Source organism: Kribbella sp. NPDC002412 (assembly GCF_053592935.1).
The window spans coordinates 26,029-42,108 of the sequence record NZ_JBSFBL010000006.1; the positions used below are offsets into that span (position 1 = coordinate 26,029).

Annotated in this window: 14 protein-coding genes; 5 read left to right on the forward strand and 9 right to left on the reverse strand. The window is 70.9% G+C overall.

The annotated features are described in order from the left end of the window. Positions 1-46: 46 nt before the first annotated feature. Entirely contained in the window at positions 47-2,437 is a 2,391-nt protein-coding gene (locus tag ACWCOV_RS06640) for a lamin tail domain-containing protein (RefSeq protein WP_449828232.1), read from the reverse strand. 171 nt (positions 2,438-2,608) lie between these two features. Between ACWCOV_RS06640 and ACWCOV_RS06645 the strand changes: the two genes are divergently transcribed. Continuing rightward, positions 2,609-4,612 carry an AAA family ATPase gene (locus ACWCOV_RS06645; protein WP_449828233.1) on the forward strand — a complete coding sequence of 668 codons (2,004 nt, stop codon included), beginning with the start codon at positions 2,609-2,611 and terminating at the stop codon, positions 4,610-4,612. Here ACWCOV_RS06645 and ACWCOV_RS06650 read toward each other — a convergent pair. Genes ACWCOV_RS06650 through hemE form a run of 5 tightly spaced genes read right to left on the reverse strand, consistent with a single transcriptional unit; the run spans position 4,609 to position 8,653 of the window. Continuing rightward, positions 4,609-4,986, reverse strand: coding sequence for a VOC family protein (locus ACWCOV_RS06650; RefSeq protein WP_449828234.1), 378 nt, complete (start codon positions 4,984-4,986; stop codon positions 4,609-4,611). The genes ACWCOV_RS06645 and ACWCOV_RS06650 overlap by 4 nt on opposite strands. Before the next feature lie 5 nt (positions 4,987-4,991). Continuing rightward, entirely contained in the window at positions 4,992-5,687 is a 696-nt protein-coding gene (hemQ, locus tag ACWCOV_RS06655) for a hydrogen peroxide-dependent heme synthase (protein WP_449828235.1), read from the reverse strand. Further along, on the reverse strand, positions 5,684-7,093 hold the full coding sequence (gene hemG, locus ACWCOV_RS06660) for a protoporphyrinogen oxidase (RefSeq protein ID WP_449828236.1): 1,410 nt from the start codon (positions 7,091-7,093) through the stop codon (positions 5,684-5,686). Before hemG ends, hemQ begins: the two co-directional genes overlap by 4 nt. Next, positions 7,090-7,584 carry a GNAT family N-acetyltransferase gene (locus ACWCOV_RS06665; protein ID WP_449828237.1) on the reverse strand — a complete coding sequence of 165 codons (495 nt, stop codon included), beginning with the start codon at positions 7,582-7,584 and terminating at the stop codon, positions 7,090-7,092. The genes hemG and ACWCOV_RS06665 overlap by 4 nt, the downstream gene beginning before the upstream one ends. Next, entirely contained in the window at positions 7,571-8,653 is a 1,083-nt protein-coding gene (hemE, locus tag ACWCOV_RS06670; RefSeq protein WP_449828238.1) for a uroporphyrinogen decarboxylase, read from the reverse strand. The genes ACWCOV_RS06665 and hemE overlap by 14 nt, the downstream gene beginning before the upstream one ends. A gap of 117 nt (positions 8,654-8,770) precedes the next feature. Here hemE and ACWCOV_RS06675 point away from each other — a divergent pair, with 117 nt between their 5' ends. After that, the gene (locus ACWCOV_RS06675) at positions 8,771-9,379 is read left to right on the forward strand and encodes a DUF3000 domain-containing protein (protein ID WP_449828239.1); all 609 of its coding nucleotides are present in this window, start codon (positions 8,771-8,773) and stop codon (positions 9,377-9,379) included. Then, a complete protein-coding gene (locus tag ACWCOV_RS06680; RefSeq protein ID WP_449828240.1) occupies positions 9,376-10,638 on the forward strand; it encodes a ribonuclease D in 1,263 nt (420 codons plus the stop codon). The genes ACWCOV_RS06675 and ACWCOV_RS06680 overlap by 4 nt, the downstream gene beginning before the upstream one ends. 51 nt (positions 10,639-10,689) lie before the next feature. Here the strand turns inward: ACWCOV_RS06680 and ACWCOV_RS06685 are convergent, their stop codons facing one another. From ACWCOV_RS06685 to ACWCOV_RS06695, 3 genes are read right to left on the reverse strand one after another with little or no spacing between them, the layout of a single operon-like run. After that, positions 10,690-11,178: a glutathione peroxidase gene (locus tag ACWCOV_RS06685; protein ID WP_449828241.1), complete on the reverse strand. Its 489-nt coding sequence runs from the start codon at positions 11,176-11,178 to the stop codon at positions 10,690-10,692. Positions 11,179-11,180: 2 nt separating this feature from the next. Next, on the reverse strand, positions 11,181-11,852 hold the full coding sequence (locus ACWCOV_RS06690; RefSeq protein WP_449828242.1) for a dienelactone hydrolase family protein: 672 nt from the start codon (positions 11,850-11,852) through the stop codon (positions 11,181-11,183). 21 nt (positions 11,853-11,873) lie between these two features. Continuing rightward, entirely contained in the window at positions 11,874-12,557 is a 684-nt protein-coding gene (locus ACWCOV_RS06695; protein WP_449828243.1) for a hypothetical protein, read from the reverse strand. A 185-nt stretch (positions 12,558-12,742) separates the two neighbouring features. Here ACWCOV_RS06695 and ACWCOV_RS06700 point away from each other — a divergent pair, with 185 nt between their 5' ends. Both ACWCOV_RS06700 and ACWCOV_RS06705 read left to right on the forward strand, forming a co-directional pair. Next, positions 12,743-13,942 (forward strand): thiolase family protein, encoded by a 1,200-nt coding sequence (locus ACWCOV_RS06700; protein WP_449828244.1) that lies wholly within the window; start codon positions 12,743-12,745, stop codon positions 13,940-13,942. Beyond that, on the forward strand, positions 13,939-16,053 hold the full coding sequence (locus ACWCOV_RS06705; protein ID WP_449828245.1) for a 3-hydroxyacyl-CoA dehydrogenase NAD-binding domain-containing protein: 2,115 nt from the start codon (positions 13,939-13,941) through the stop codon (positions 16,051-16,053). Before ACWCOV_RS06700 ends, ACWCOV_RS06705 begins: the two co-directional genes overlap by 4 nt. Positions 16,054-16,080 lie beyond the last annotated feature (27 nt).

A 16,080-nucleotide genomic window follows, 5' to 3' on the forward strand; every position in this document is an offset into this window, starting at 1 on the left:
CCCGGGCAAGGAAAACCCCGCCCGGGCCACCGACGTAAGCGTCCCGTCAGCGCACCCAGGACGGCAGCGGGACGACGCGGGCCACCTGCGGGTCGTGGTCGCTGATCTGGTCCGGGAACTCCGCGTTCATGTGCACGATGTCGTACGACGAGGCCGGCCGGAGGTTCTGCGAGATCAGGATCTGGTCCAGGATCTGGCTGTTGCCCTCGAACACGTAGCTGTAGCGCTCGTTCAGCGGCAGCGTCCGCGGCATGTCGATCAGCGCCGTCTTCCCGGAGCCGACCAGGATGTCGGTGGTCTCGGAGAAGTCGAAGTCGTTGATGTCGCCGAGCACGATGACGTTGGCGCCCGTGTCCTTGGCCAGGATCTGGTCCACGAACCCGCGCACCGACTGGGCCTGCTGGTGCCGCTTGGCCGCGGTCACCTGCACGGGCGGCTGGGTCCGGCCCCAGAGCGGGTCGTCGCCGCCCTTGGAGCTGAAGTGGTTGACCACCACGAACAGGCTCTGCCCGTGCCAGGTGAACTCACCGGCCAGCGGGACCCGGGCAGCCGCCCAGGCCGGGTTCGCCGGGTCGACGCGACCGGGCGAGGAGCTCAGGTGCGGCCGGCCGAACCGGTCGGTGACGATCGTGGTCGGGACCGTCGAGCCGCCGCCGGCCCGGTCGACGAACTTCACCGGCTTGTCGGTGCGGTAGAGGAACGCGACCCGGATGTTGCCGCCCGGCTCGCCGCCCTCGGCGTTGTTCACCGGGTCGATCTGCCGCCAGGCGTACTTCGGGCCGCCGGCCTTCACGATCGCGGCCACGAGGGTGTCCAGGGTCACGTCGGCGGCCGTCGTACCGGAGTTCGTGGCGCCGTCGTTGTCCTGCACCTCCTCCAGGCCGATGATGTCCGGCGAGGCGAGGTTCCGCACCACCGCCTGGGCGAGCCCGTCGAACTTGGCCTCGCCGTCGGACGGGTCGAGGTTCTCCACGTTGAACGTCGCCACCGAGACCTGCAGCGGCGAGGTGGCCTTGGTGGTCTCCCGCGTCACGCCGCCGTCGACGACGGTCGGGGTCTGTGTCGGCAGGAACTTGAAGTTCCCGAACGAGTAGTCCAGGACACCGGTCACGACACCGGCCAGCTTGTCCCCGGTCTTCGCGTCCGGGATCGGGGTCAGTACGTCGTCCAGCAGCACCCGCTCGGGGTTGCTGTCGGTCTTCTGCAACACGATGCCGCCGCGGACGGTCCGCACGCTCGAGCCCGCCGGTACGACGGACAGCTCGCGGAAGGAGCTGGTCGGGCCGGTGACCTGCGGCTGGTCGATGCCCAGCCACATGCCCTCCAGCGACTCCCAGAAGTCGATGCCGTCGGTGGCCGGCTGGAACGTGCCGGTCGTCTCGACGTCACCGTTGGAGTCGTCGTCGATCACGGTCGACGGCGGCACCCGGCCACCCGGGCCGACGATCGTCGCGGCCGGAACGGCAGCGGTGCCGGTGACGGTGATCGTCGGGTTGGTGAGCTCGGTGGTGGTCAGGTTGTCGGTGCCGCCCGAGCCGCCGGGGCGGAACTCGGCGACCGTGCCCTTGACTGTCACCGCGTCGCCGGCGTTCACCGTCGGCGCGGAGCTGGTGAAGACGAACAGGCCCTCGCTGGTGGCCGGGTCGGCGTCGGGCTGCGGGTCCTGGAACCAGAAGCCGTTGGCGCTCTTCGCGGTGACCACGCCGGTCACGTTGCCGACCAGCTTGCCGTTCAGCGGCGACAGGTGGGCCGCACCCTGGATGTCGTGGATCTTGGCGTCGATCGGGTCCGGGTCCGGCGGCGTCGAGGTGAGCGTCTTCGGCGACGGGTTGACCGCGGCGAACTCGGCGCCGTTGTTGTCCGCGTCCGTGGTCGGGACCTTGCGGGTCGCCGACGTCGTGTTGGACAGCCCCGGCGCGGCGGCGGTCTCGAAGTCGTTGGCCGTCCCGTACCCGACGAAGTCGACCACACCGGCGGCCGTCGAGCAGGTCGCCCCACAGGCCAGCGCGGTGGTGGACGAGACCAGAGCGACCTTGCCCGACGCCGCGGACATCGCGATGTTGCCGGTCGCGTCGGGAGTCGGCATCGGCTGGCCGTTGCCGGCGCCCGCGCCCTCCTGGACGAGGTAGGCGGCGCCCGGCGCGAGGCTGCCGGTCAGCTGGGTGACTGCCCAGGTGGTGCCGGCGGCGGACGCGTACTGGACCGACCAGCCGGTCAGGTCGACCGGGGTGGAGCTGTTGTTGGTCAGCTCGATGAAGTCGTTGGTGTATGGCGCTCCGGTGTTGCCGCCACCGCCGTACACCTCGGTGATGACCACGGTGGACGAGGCGGCGTCCGCCGGCGCGGCCACGATGCCGATCGCGGCGCCGGTGAGGACGAGACTTGAGGTGACCACGAGGGCGCCCAGGCGGCGCCGTGGTCGGGACTGGGCAGACATGGCCGGATTCTCACACCGGCACCGGTCCCGGCCAAGGTCCAACACGTGAACACCAGGTACGCCTTTCAAAGGCAGGGGTGATCATTCGCGGGCCCGCCTGCCCCCGGTGATCGGCTGGTGACGGACTAGACTCGGCCAGCCAAGGTGCCGGGACGGGTGAAAGGGTTTTGCGTGGCTGACGACACCCGCGGGCGACGGGTTCTCGACGTACTCGCCGCCGATCAGGCCTGGGAGGTGCCGGCCGAGTGGGTGGCCCGGGTACGGCGGCAGTTGCGCGCCTGGGGCGACGACCCGAACACGCTGCGGCCGCTGCGGGCGGACGCGTTCCCGGGGTTCGTGAGCGGCACGCCGGCGCCGGTGTGGTTCACCCATCAGGTCGCGCCGCTGCTGACCGGGTGGATCCCGGTGCTGCACGGCGAGTACGCCGACATCGGCACCGAGCTGGCCCGCGACTTCTACCGGCCGGCGTACCGCTTCGGCGGCGCCGGCTACGTGGTCCGGTACGGCGCCACCGACTGGCCGCTGCAGGTCGTGTCGGGTGTCCGCGGCTTCCGTGAGGAGGGCCGGCGGCAAGCACTCAAGCTGACTCGGGACGTGGTGAGCCTGTTCGTCGACGCGCCGCCGATGGCGGTCCGCGCCCGGGCTCTGACCGCTGCGCTCGACCGGGTGCTGGCCGACCGCGAGAACACCCGGATGCACGCCACCGCCGACTACGAGACGATCGTGCAGTTCTGGCGGACCTCCGCGCTCACCGACACCGAGCGGGTGGTGCTGCCGGAGCTGGCCGGGTCCTCGGCGGCTTTGCGGTACTCGGTCAACTCGCTGCGGGACGCGCACGCCAAGCTGCTGATGGCGATGCCGGACGCCGAGACCGGCGACTTCGCCCAATTGTTGTCCCCACTGGTCCTGAGCGCCGGTCTGGGCGGCCTTCCGCCGGCCGTCGCCCAGATCCTCGGCCCCGCCGCCCAGGACGTGGAGAAGGCGCTCTCCGAGATCAGGAGCGGCTTCGACCCGCAGGCCTGGCTGGCCGTCAACACCGAGTGGCTGGCTCGCGCCGTACGCGGCAATCAGCGGGTGCTCGCGCGGTCCTGGGCCGCCGCAGCCACCCGGGTGTCGGTCCACCTGTCCGGCGTCCTGACGGACGCGCCGTGGCCGGAGCCGCAGGTCCCGGACCTGGACGCGTTCTACCGGGTCCTCGACCGAGAGCGCCGGCCGGCCGGCAAGCCCGCCGGCGGTCCCGAGCCGCTGGCCAAGGTGGTCCCGCTGCCCCGGGTCGAGGCGGCGGACTCGGCGGAGCCGGCGCTGCCGAAGCCGGTCGACTTCAGCGAGAACCCGCTCGCCGAGCTGGACTCGCTGATCGGGCTGGAGTCGATCAAGGAAGCGGTCCGCCGGATGGTGGCCGAGATCAAGACCAACCTGCGCCGCAAGGAGCTCGGCCTGCCGAGTCACGAGCGCGCCCGGCACATGGTGTTCGTCGGCAAGCCCGGTACCGCCAAGACCACGATCGCCCGGCTGGTCGGCCGGATCTACAGCCAGCTCGGCGTGCTCGAGAAGGGCCACGTGGTCGAGGTCGACCGGTCCGACCTGGTCGGTTCCACCGTCGGCACCACCGCGCCGCTGACCGCGGCGAAGTTCCGCGAGGCGCTCGGCGGGGTGCTGTTCGTCGACGAAGCCTACACGCTGGTGCCGGAGAACAGCCCGGGTGACTTCGGCCTGGAGGCGGTCGCCACCATCCTGAAGCTGATGGAGGACCACCGCGACGAGTGCGTCGTGATCGTCGCCGGGTACCACCGCGAGATGCAGCGGTTCATGGAGTCCAACACCGGGCTGGCGTCCCGGTTCCCGAAGCTGCTGTCGTTCAGCGAGTACGACAACGACCAGCTGGTCGCCATCTTCGAGCTGCAGGCCCGGCAGCGCGGCATGCTCTACTCCGACGACGTGCTGGACGTCGTCCGGCAGGTCATCCCGCCCGCGCCGCGCGGCCACAACTTCGGCAACGGCCGGTTCATCCGGAACGTGCTCGAGGAAGCCATCGCCAACCAGGCCACCCGGCTGTCCGAGCGCGACCCGGACAGCCTGACCGAGCGCGACCTGCGCGAGCTGCTCCCAGAGGACGTCAAGGAGCCGACCTCGATGCGCGCCGAGGACTACCTGCTGCAGCGCCCGGGCAGCTAGATCGGGGTCGCGAGGGCGACCGGGTTGCCCTCCGGGTCGGCGATGTAGGCCTGGCGTTCGCCCCAGGGCATGGTGGCCGGCTCCTGCAGGACGGCGTGACCGGCGTTCCGGAAGGCCTCCACCTCGGCGTCGACGTCGTCGACGTACACGAAGAGCTCGAAGCGCGGCGCCGCACCGACGGTGATGCCGAGCTGGGCCTCCGGCCAGTTGGCGTCGGACAGGCCGAGCGAGGAGTCGCCGCGCTCGAGACCCACGTAGTGCGGATCGCCCTCGAGCGGGAACTGGTACGTCGGTTCGTAGCCGAGCAGCGTGTAGAACTCGACCGAGCGGCGCACGTTGGAGACGTACAGCACCGGGAACGCCTTGCGGTGCATGCCGGTCAGGCCAGGTTGGCGACCAGCTCGCCGAGCTCGGTCCGCTTCCCGGTGTAGAACGGCACTTCCTCGCGCACGTGCCGGCGGGCTGTGGACGCGCGCAGGTCGCGCATCAGGTCGACCATCCGGTGCAGCTCATCGGCCTCGAAGGCCAGCATCCACTCGTAGTCGCCGAGCGCGAACGAGGCCACCGTGTTCGCCCGGACGTCGGGGTAGCTGCGGGCCATCTTGCCGTGCTCGGCCAGCATCGCCCGGCGCTCCTCGTCCGGCAGCAGGTACCACTCATAGGACCGCACGAACGGGTAGACGCACACGTACGCCCGCGGCTCCTCGTCGGCCAGGAAGGCCGGGATGTGGCTCTTGTTGAACTCGGCCGGCCGGTGCAGCGCGAACTGCGACCAGATCGGCGCCAGGTGCCGGCCGAGCCGGGACCGCCGCAGCGCGTGGTACGCCTTCTGCAGGGCGTCCGACGTCGGCGCGTGCCACCAGATCATGAAGTCCGCGTCCGCCCGGAACCCTTCGACGTCGTAGATCCCGCGGATCACGACGTCGTCGGCCGACAGCTTCCCGATCAGGTCCGACAGCTCGGCGGTCAGCTCGTCGCGGTCCAGGTCACCCAGCGGCGTCTCCACTTTGAAGACCGACCACAGGGTGTACCGGATCACATTGTTCAGCTCACGCGCCTTCGGCTTCTCCGTCACGGAGCCATTGTCTCCAATGTGTCTAAATAGCCCTGCACCCGGGTAGCCGCCTTACTGCCCGAGGCCACGCACGCAGCGATCCCCACACCCCGGTACGCCGCTCCACACACAGCCAACCCGGGCTCCGCCGCGACCGCCGCCTGCACCCGGTCCACGCGGTCCAGGTGCCCCACGGCGTACTGCGGAAGCCCACCGCCCCACCTGGTCACCACTGAGCCGACTACCGGTGCCTGCAGCCCCATCGCGACCCGCAAGTCCGCGGTGGCCAGTTCCACCAGCTCCTCGTCGGACCGCTGCAGCACGTACTCCTCGGCCAGCCGCCCTACCGAGGCGCGGAGCACAGCCAACTCTCCCCCGGCGTCACTCGACCACTGCCACTTCACATGCGAGTACGTCGACGCCTTGATCGTCCGCCCTTCCACCGACGGCACCAGGAAGCCGGAGCCGACCGCATCCGCCGGCCAGTCCTGCTTACGCACGGCCAGCGTCACGATCGCCATGCTGGCGTACTCGATCGTGCCCAACTCGGCCGACGCGGCAGGCACCAGCTCGGACAGCATCCGGGCCGCGGGTGATGCCGGTACGGCGACGATCACCGCATCCGCACTGAAGAACGTCGGAGCCGGCACCGGTCCGGCCTCCAACTCGTAGCCGTCAGCGCTGCGCGTGATCCGCCGTACCGCCAGTTGGCGCCTGATCTGCACGCCGCGACCCATCAGATCCTTCTCGAGCCCGGAGATGAGCCGGTTGACCCCGCCCACGATGCCCGCGAACACCGGCTGGCCGGCCCGCTTCTGGCCCGCCTCGCGCAGCTCAGCGGTCGCCGCGAGCAGGCTCGGCGCGGTGCGCAGCTTGGCGAACAGATCGGGTACGGCGGCCGCCAGCGAGATCTCCTCCGCACGGCCGGCGTACACACCACCGAGCAGCGGGTCGATCAGCTTGTCCGTCACCGCGGACCCCATCCGCTCGGCGACGAACCGCCCGATCGCGACGTCCTCGGTCAGCGCGGGCGCCGGCAGCTCCGCCTCGTGCGCGACCTGCTCGGACGCCGAAGCACCCAGTACGTCGGCAGTCGCGGCCGGATCGACGGGGACACCCATCACGGTCGGCGGGATCGCCCGGATCCGGTCGCCGATCCACAGCCCGGCCGAGGTCGTCGCCGGGTGCACGAGGTCGTCGCCGAGCCCGACCGCCTTGATCAGGTCGATCGCCTCCGGCCGCCGGGCAAGCACGGACTCGGCGCCCAGGTCGACCGGGACACCTTCGAGCTCGTCGCCGAACAGCTTGCCGCCGAGCCGGGGTGAGCCCTCCAGGACCGTGATCCGCGGTGGATTCGGACCGGTCGCCAGCGCGTGGGCCGCGGCCAGCCCGCTGATCCCGCCACCGACGACGACCACCGAGGTCACGCGTCCGCCAGCGTCAACTCGAACGTCCGCTGGTCACCCTCGGCACCGACCTGGCGGAAACCGGCCCGCGTCAGGACCGCTTGCGAGGCGAGGTTCCGGTCCGACGTCCCGGCCCGCAGCATCGTCAGCCCGTACTCCGACGCCGCGAGCCTGGCGACCGCCCGCACCGCGGCCGTGGCCAGGCCCTTCCCGGCAGCCTTCTCCGCGATCCGGTAGCCGAGCTCCGCGGAGCCGTTCTCGAGGTCGTAGAGATTCACCCGGCCGACCGCCGCGCCGGAGCCGTCGACGAGCACGTGGAACCGGCAGATCCCTGCCTCCTGCTCGGCCAGCAGCGCCGCGTGCCGCGCCGCGAACTCCTCGAAGAAGGCGTCCCCACGGTCCTCGATCGAGGCCGCGAAGTAGGCGCGGTTCTCCCGCTCGAAGGCGAGCAGCGGCTCCGCGTGTGCTTCGGTGAGGAGCTCGAGGGTGACGTCGTGATCAGGCAGGTACATGGGCCGCCTTCGTCTGGACGTGACGGACGATCCGGTGCAGCACCTCGGGGTCCGCGTCCGGTGGGACTCCGTGGCCGAGGTTGAAGATGTGTCCGGGTGCCGCCTTGCCTTCCGCGAGGATCCGGTCGATCTCGGGCTCCAGCGCGTCCCAGCCGGCGAACAGCAGGGCCGGATCCAGGTTGCCCTGTACCGGCTTCGGCCGCGATCCGGCTGCCTGGATCCGCCGTATCGCCTCGTCCAGCGGCACTCGCCAGTCCACGCCGACGACGTCCGCGCCGACCTCGCTCATGTGACCGAGGAGCTCGCCGGTGTTCACGCCGAAGTGGATCCGGGGCACGCCGTACGGCGCGAGCGCCTCGAACACCTTCGCCGAGTGCGGGGCCACGAACCGCTCGTAGTCCCGCGGCGACAGCCCGCCCGCCCACGAGTCGAACAACTGGATCGCGGACGCACCCGACTCGACCTGCACCGACAGGTACGCGATCGCCACGTCGGCAAGCCGGTCCGCGAGCGCGTGCCAGAGCGCCGGGTCGCTGTGCATCAGCGCCTTCGTCTTCGCGTGGTCCTTGCTCGGCCCACCCTCCACCAGGTACGACGCCACCGTGAACGGAGCGCCCGCGAACCCGATCAGCGGCGTACTGCCCAGCTCCGCGACCAACTGCTTCACCGAGTCCGTGGTGTACGGCACGTCGGTCTGGGTGACCGGGCGGACCGCCTCCAGGCCCGCCGCGTCCCGCACCGGGGCGGCGACGACCGGACCGACGCCCGGCTTGATCTCGATGTCGAAGCCGACTGCCTTCAGCGGGAGCACGATGTCGGAGTAGTAGATGGCCGCGTCGACGCCGTAACGGCGTACCGGCTGGAGCGTTATCTCGACGACGAGGTCGGGACGCATGCAGGACTCGAGCATCGTGGTGCCCTCGCGGACCGCCCGGTACTCCGGCAGCGAGCGCCCGGCCTGCCGCATGAACCACACCGGCGTGTGCGGACCGGGCTCACCCCGGGCCGCCAGCAGGAAGGGAGAGTGCTCGGTCGCGCTGCGTGAGGCAGCAGGTGGTGTCAGGGGCACACAGCGATGATCCCACGCCCGTAATTGCGCCCGTGAGGGGCCGTCGCGGGGCCATGGGCACGGTCACCGGCGCGTCGAGACCAGCGTCTGTGAGTAATCAGTCGTAGGCTGCGAAGCATGGGTGCCCGCAAGCAGGTCGACGCGCCACCCGCGGAGTTCGCCGAGGCAGTGTCGCAATTGCGCAGTGCCCGGTTCCGGCCCGAGGTATTCGTCGAGGAGATGCCCGCGCCGCAGCGGATCGCACCGCACGCGGCCGCGGTCAGCGCCGACGTGACGGTCGACGGCGACGACGTCGCCACCGGCCGGCTCGTCATCCTCTACGACCCGGACGGGAACGACGCCTGGCAGTCGACCTTCCGCTGTGTCGCGTACGTGCGTGCGGCCGTCGAGCCGGAGATGGTGACCGACGCGCTGCTCGGCGGCGTGGGCTGGACCTGGCTGATGGAGGCGCTGACCGACCGGGGTGCCGAGTTCCTGGCCCCGAGCGGTACCGTCACCAGGGTGGTTTCGGAAAGCTTCGGCGGGATGGCCGACGACGACGCGACGGCGGAGATCGAGATCCGCGCGTCCTGGAGTCCGGTGCCGGGACCTGGTGGCACCGGCACCGTGGACGTGACCAGGCACGCAGAGGCATGGGGTGAGGTGCTCTGCACGGCGGCCGGACTGCCGCCGGTGCCGCCGGGGGTGGTGGCGATGCCGACCCGGCGTGGACAGCGGGGCCGATGAGCCCAGCCGAGACCCAGCAGTCGCCCGTACCGGACGACCCGACCGCGCACCTGCCACTGCTCGAACTCCGTGACGGCCTCTCCGAGGTCGTCGACACCGACTCCGCGCTGACCGAGGTGGTCGAGGCGTTCCGGTCCGGGACCGGCCCGGTCGCCGTCGACGCCGAGCGTGCCTCCGGCTACCGGTACTCGCACCGCGCGTACCTGGTCCAGCTCCGCCGCGACGGCGCCGGCTCGGCCCTGGTCGACCCGATCCCGTTCGGCGACCTGTCCACGCTCGGCGACGCGATCGTCGACGCGGAGTGGATCATCCACGCCGCAAACCAGGACCTCGCCTGCCTGGCCGAGGTCGGGATGGTGCCGCGGAAGGTGTTCGACACCGAGCTGGCCGGCCGCCTGCTCGGGTACCCGAAGGTCGGCCTCGCCTCGCTGGTCAGCGAGGTGCTCGGCTACCGGATGCGCAAGGAGCACTCGGCGGCCGACTGGTCGACCCGCCCGCTGCCCGGGCCCTGGCTGATCTACGCCGCGCTCGACGTCGAGATGCTGATCGAGCTCCGCAACGCGATCGAGGCCGAGCTGCGCCGCGAGGGCAAGTGGGAGTGGGCCGAGCAGGAGTTCGCCGCGATCCTGTCCGCTCCCCCGCGGGAGCCCAAGCCGGACCCATGGCGCCGGACGTCGGGGATGCACCGAGTCCGCAACCGCCGCAGCCTGGCCGTCGTACGCGCCCTGTGGGAGGCGCGCGACCAGATCGCGGAGTCCGCGGACATCTCCCCCGGCCGGATCCTGCCGGATGCCGCGATCGTCGAGGCCGCGTCGGCGATGCCGGCCGACCGGGACACGCTGCAGCGGCTCACCGCGTTCAAGGGCCGCGGCGCACACCGGCACATGCGGACTTGGTGGGAGGCCATCGACCACGCGCGCCGGCTGCCCGAGTCCCAGCTCCCGAAGCAAGGACCGCGGTACGACGGTCCACCGCCGGCCCGCGCCTGGGCCGACCGGGACCCGGACGCGGCGGCTCGGCTGTCGGCGGCGCGGGCCGCGGTCGGCGAGATCGCCGAGGCACACCGCCTCCCGACCGAGAACCTGATGGCGCCGGACACCATCCGCCGCCTGGCCTGGGCGCCGCCGCCGGACCCGACGCTCGAGGTCGTCAGCGCGTTCCTGCGCGACCACGGCGCCCGCGAGTGGCAGATCGGCCTCACCGCCGAAGTCATCACGGACGCCATGGCAGCGGAAGCGCCGGTGAAACCGCTCGACTAGGTCGTGTGGCAATTCCGCGCAGTAGGCGGGGAATTGCCAGGCACGGCCTAGCTAGCTCGGCAGCTGGGCCTCGATCGCTTCGACGACCTCCGGGGACTCCGGCTCGGTGCGGGGGCGGAATCGGGCGACGACCGTGCCCTCGGGGCTGACCAGGAACTTCTCGAAGTTCCACTGGATGTCGCCGGCCTCGCCCGCGGCGTCCGGCGTCCGGGTGAGCTCGGCGTACAGCGGGTGCCGGCCGTCACCGTTGACCTCGAGCTTGCCGAGCAGCGGGAACGTCACGCCGTACGTCGTCGAGCAGAAGGTGGAGATCTCCTCCGACGTGCCCGGCTCCTGACCGCCGAACTGGTTGCAGGGCGCGCCGACCACGGTGAACCCGCGGGACGCGTACTTCTTCTGCAGGTTCTCCAGGCCCTCGTACTGCGGGGTGAGACCGCACTTCGAGGCGACGTTCACGACCAGGACGGCCTTGCCCTTGTAGTCGCCGAGCGAGGTGGCCGCGCCGTCGAGGGTGGTCAGCGGGATGTCGTACAGGCTCATCATCAGGATCCTTGGGAGGTCGGAAGTTCACGGGACAGGAAGGCGACAGTACGCCGCCACGCCAGCTCGGAGGCCTCGGCGTGGTGGAAAGCGGGCATCGGGTTGTCGAACGCGTGACCGGCGCCCGGGTAGCGGTGGATCTCGGCGTCGCCGAGCGCGGGGATGACGTCGTCGGCGTTCAGGTAGGTGTCGGCGTCGCCGAAGTGGTGCAGGCTGGGGACGTTCACCTTGGGGGCCAGCTCCAGCAGCTGCGGCAACGCGGAGCCGTAGTAGCTCACGAGCACGTCCGGAGCCGACGCCGCGGCCACGTTGAACCCGAGTCCGCCGCCGAAACAGAATCCGACGATCCCCGTGCCGAGGTCGCGGCCGCGCAGGTACTCCAGCGCGGCGACCGAGTCCGAGACGGCCAGGTCCCAGTCGAGCCGGCCGACCAGCGCCATCGCCTTCTCGAGCACGTCCGGCGCGGACTCGTCCAGGTCGGTGTCGTCCAGGCGCCAGTAGATCTCCGGAGCGATCACGTAGTACCCGAGGGCGGCCAGGTCCGCGGCCCGCTGCCTGATGTAGCCGGAGACCCCGAAGATCTCCTGCAGGAGCAGCACCCCGGGTCTGTCACCCTCGGGATTCCACTCGTGGACTGGCATCAACCCCGTACCGGTATCGATCTCCAAGGTCACACGGTGAAGCCTACTGGTCGCCTAGCGAACTTCCACGGCCTCCTCCGCCGGCTGCCTGACCGGTTCGGCCGGCGCTGGTGTCGGCTGCGGCATCCAGCTCCTGCACTCGTCGATCGCCGACGTGAGCAGCTTGTACAGCCGGTCGTCCGGGTCCGGCACGCAGGCCTGCGAGATCCCCTCCACCGCGCACGACACGGCGCGTGGGGCGGTCCGCTTCGCGAAGTCCGGCGTACCCCGGTGGGCCCGGGAGGTGAAGGACCGCGCCCACTTGGTCGCGGCGGGGACCGACTCCAGCGCCGCCTGCGAGGCCGGCTCGAGGTCGTCCAGCGGCCGCCCGTCCAGCGCGGCCAGGTGCCGCTCCCCCACCAGCAGCGCGACGGCGAGGATGTACTGCCGCTCCTGGGACACGATCGGCAGCGCGTGCTGGATGCAGACCGCCGTCACCCGCGGCACCACGTGCGGGTCGTCCGGAGTCAGCCCGATCACGGACGGGATCAACGGCGCCAGCCGGGACCGGCCGGCATCCGTCGTGCAGTCGTTGACGTCACGCGCGACACCCGCCAGCAGAGCGTGCGTGCAGGCCGGGTGGTCCGACCACGGCTCGCCGGCCAGGTAGGAGGCGAACTCCATGAAGCAGGCGCCTTTGCGCGGATTGCGGTGCTTGCCCCGGCTCAGGACCGGTACGGCGAGATCAAGGTTGTTCATAGAACGGCTCCCCATAGCTACCTGCCACCAGCATGCGCCGATTCGCCGGTGTTCGCCACGGGTTAGGCCTGCGTGACCACATGGTTGTGGTTTGTGAGCAGCCGCACAGGCCCGGCTTCCTTGGCGGTTCTGTTACCGGCGGGTAGCATCGGGGTAGCTTTCCCGACCCCCAGAGGAGGGCCCTCGTGCCCCGTGAGATCCGCGATGTCGTGTTCGTCGACGGCGTTCGCACCCCGTTCGGCAAGGCCAAGGGCCAGTACGCCGAGACGCGCGCCGACGACCTGGTGATCAAGTGCATCCGGGAGCTGCTGCGGCGCAACCCGGAGCTCCCGCCGGAGCGGGTGGACGAGGTCGCGATCGCGGCCACCACCCAGATCGGCGACCAGGGCCTGACCATCGGCCGGACCGCGGCCCTGCTGGCCGGCCTGCCGAACACCACGCCCGGCTACGCCATCGACCGGATGTGCGCCGGCGCGATGACCGCCGTCACCACCACCGCCGCCGGGATCGCGTTCGGCGCGTACGACGTGGTCGTGGCCGGCGGAGTCGAGCACATGGGCCGGCACCCGATGGGCGAGGGCGTCGACCCGAACCCGCGGATCATCTCCGAGAAGCTGGTCGACACCTCGGCCCTGGTGATGGGGTCGACCGCGGAGAACCTGCACGACCGGTTCCCGACCATCACCAAGCAGCGCGCGGACGCGTTCGCCGTGGCCTCGCAGGAGCGCGCCGCCAAGGCCTACGCCAACGACCTGATCCAGCCCGACCTGGTCCCGATCGCGACCCGCTCGGCCGAGCAGGGCTGGGGCTACGCGACCACCGACGAGCCGATGCGCCCTGGTACGACGGCCGAGGACCTGGCCGGCCTGAAGACGCCGTTCCGCCCGCACGGCCGGGTCACGGCCGGCAACTCGGCCGGGATCAACGACGGCGCGACCGCCTGCGTGCTGACGTCGGCCGAGGCGGCCGCGGAGCTCGGGCTGAAGCCGAAGATGAAGCTGGTGTCCTACGGCTTCGCCGGCGTCGAGCCCGAGGTGATGGGTGTCGGCCCGGTCCCGGCGACCGAGAAGGCGCTCAAGCTGGCCGGGCTGACGATCGACGACATCGAGGCCTTCGAGGTGAACGAGGCGTTCGCCGTCCAGGTGCTGGCGTTCCTGGAGCACTACGGCATCGCCGACGACGACCCCCGGGTCAACCCGTACGGCGGCGCGATCGCGTACGGCCACCCGCTGGCGTCGTCCGGCGTCCGGCTGATGAACCAGCTGGCCACGCAGTTCGAGCAGCGCCCCGAGGTCCGCTACGGCCTGACCACCATGTGCGTCGGCCTCGGCATGGGCGGAACGGTCATCTGGGAGAACCCGAACTGGGAAGGGAACGCGAAGTGACGGACCTGAAGGCTCTGATTGACGAGGCCGTTGCGATCGAGACCGACGAGGTCGTCACGCTCGCGCACTCGCGGGACGTCGTACTCCCGAACAAGGCCGGGACGATGGCGCTCATCACGCTGGACAACGGGCACGACCACACCAAGCCGAACACGTTCGGGCCCAAGGGCCTGGCGTCGCTGAACACCGCGATCGACGCGGCCCTGGCGCGCGACGAGGTCGTCGCGATCGGTGTCACCGGCAAGCCGTTCATCCTGGCCGCCGGCGCCGACCTGACCGGTGTGCCGAAGCTGACCGAACGGGAGCAGGCGCTGAACCTGGGCCGGATCGGGCACGGCGTGATGCGCAAGCTGGTCGACGGCGGCAAGCCGTCGTTCGCGTTCGTGAACGGCGTCGCGCTCGGCGGCGGCCTCGAGGTCGCCCTGCACGCGACGTACCGCACCGTCTCGGTGGCCGCCGGCATGCTGTCGACGCCGGAGGTCTTCCTCGGCCTGATCCCGGGCTGGGGCGGCAACTTCCTGCTGCCGAACCTGATCGGCGCGGACCACGCGGTCAAGGTCGTCGTCGAGAACGCGCTGAACCAGAACAAGATGCTCAGCGGGCCGGAGGCGGTGAAGCTCGGCATCGGCGACGTACTGCTGGACTCGGCCGACTTCCTCGAGCAGTCGCTGAGCTGGGCGAGCAAGGTGCTCACGGGCGAGGTCACGGTCGAGCGGGCGGAGATCGACCGTGGTGACGCGTGGGACGCGGCGGTGGCCCGGGGCAAGGCGTTCGCCGACCTCAAGGTGAGTGGTGCGGCGCCGGCGCCGTACCGGGCGCTCGAGTTGATCACCGCGGCGAAGGACAACGACCGCGACCGCGGGTTCGGGGCCGAGGACGAGGCGCTCGCCGACCTGATCATGAGCGAGGAGCTGCGCAGCGGCCTCTACGCGTTCGACCTGGTGAACAAGCGGGCCAAGCGGCCGGCCGGTGCGCCGGACAAGTCGCTGGCCCGGCCGGTCACCAAGGTCGGTGTCGTCGGGGCCGGTCTGATGGCGGGCCAGCTGGCGCTGCTGTTCGTCCGGCGGCTCGAGGTTCCGGTCGTGCTCACGGACCTGGACCAGGAGCGGGTGGACCGCGGGGTCGGGTACGTGCACGGTGAGATCGACAAGCTGCTCGGCAAGGGCCGGATCCGGCCGGACAAGGCGAACCAGCTGAAGGCGCTGGTGACCGGGTCGGTCGACCGGGCGGTGTTCGCGGACGCGGACTTCGTGATCGAGGCCGTCTTCGAGGAGCTGCAGCTGAAGAAGACGATCTTCGCCGACCTGGAGAAGATCATCCGGCCGGACGCCGTACTCGCGACCAACACCTCGTCCTTGCCGGTCACCGAGATGGCCGCGGACCTGGAGCACCCGGAGCGGGTGGTCGGGTTCCACTTCTTCAACCCGGTCGCGGTGCTGCCGCTGCTGGAGATCATCCGGGCGGACCAGACCGACGACGCGACGCTGGCGACGGCGTTCGCGGTCGGCAAGACCCTGAAGAAGTCGTGCGTGCTGGTGAAGGACGCGCCGGCGTTCGTGGTGAACCGGCTGCTGACCCGGTTCCTGGGTGAGGTCAGCGCGGCGGTCGACGAGGGGACGCCGATCCCGGAGGCGGACAAGGCGCTGTCCGCGCTGGGGCTGCCGATGCCGCCGTTCGTGCTGCTGCAGCTGGTCGGCCTGCCGGTCGCGCTGCACGTGGCGGAGACGATGAACCGGGCCTACCCGGACCGGTTCGCGGTCTCGGAGAACCTCGCCAAGGTCGTTGCCGCCGGCAAGAGTTCCTTCTACGTCTGGCCGGAGGGCAAGCCGGTCGTCGACCCCGAGGTCGCCGAGCTGGTCACCGTCGGCGACCAGCCGTCGACTCCTGAGGAGCTTCGTACCCGCGTCCTGACCGCATTGGCCGAGGAGATCCGCATCATGCTCGACGAGGGCGTGGTCGCCGAGGCCCAGGACATCGACCTCTGCCTCCTGCTGGGCGCCGGCTGGCCCTTCCACCTGGGCGGCATCACCCCGTACCTTGACCGCACGGGCCTGTCGGAAAAGGTCAACGGAACCCGCTTCTTGCCGAAGGGCCTCGCCAGCCTCACCTAGTACCGCTGGGGGTCGGTGCGGAGCCGG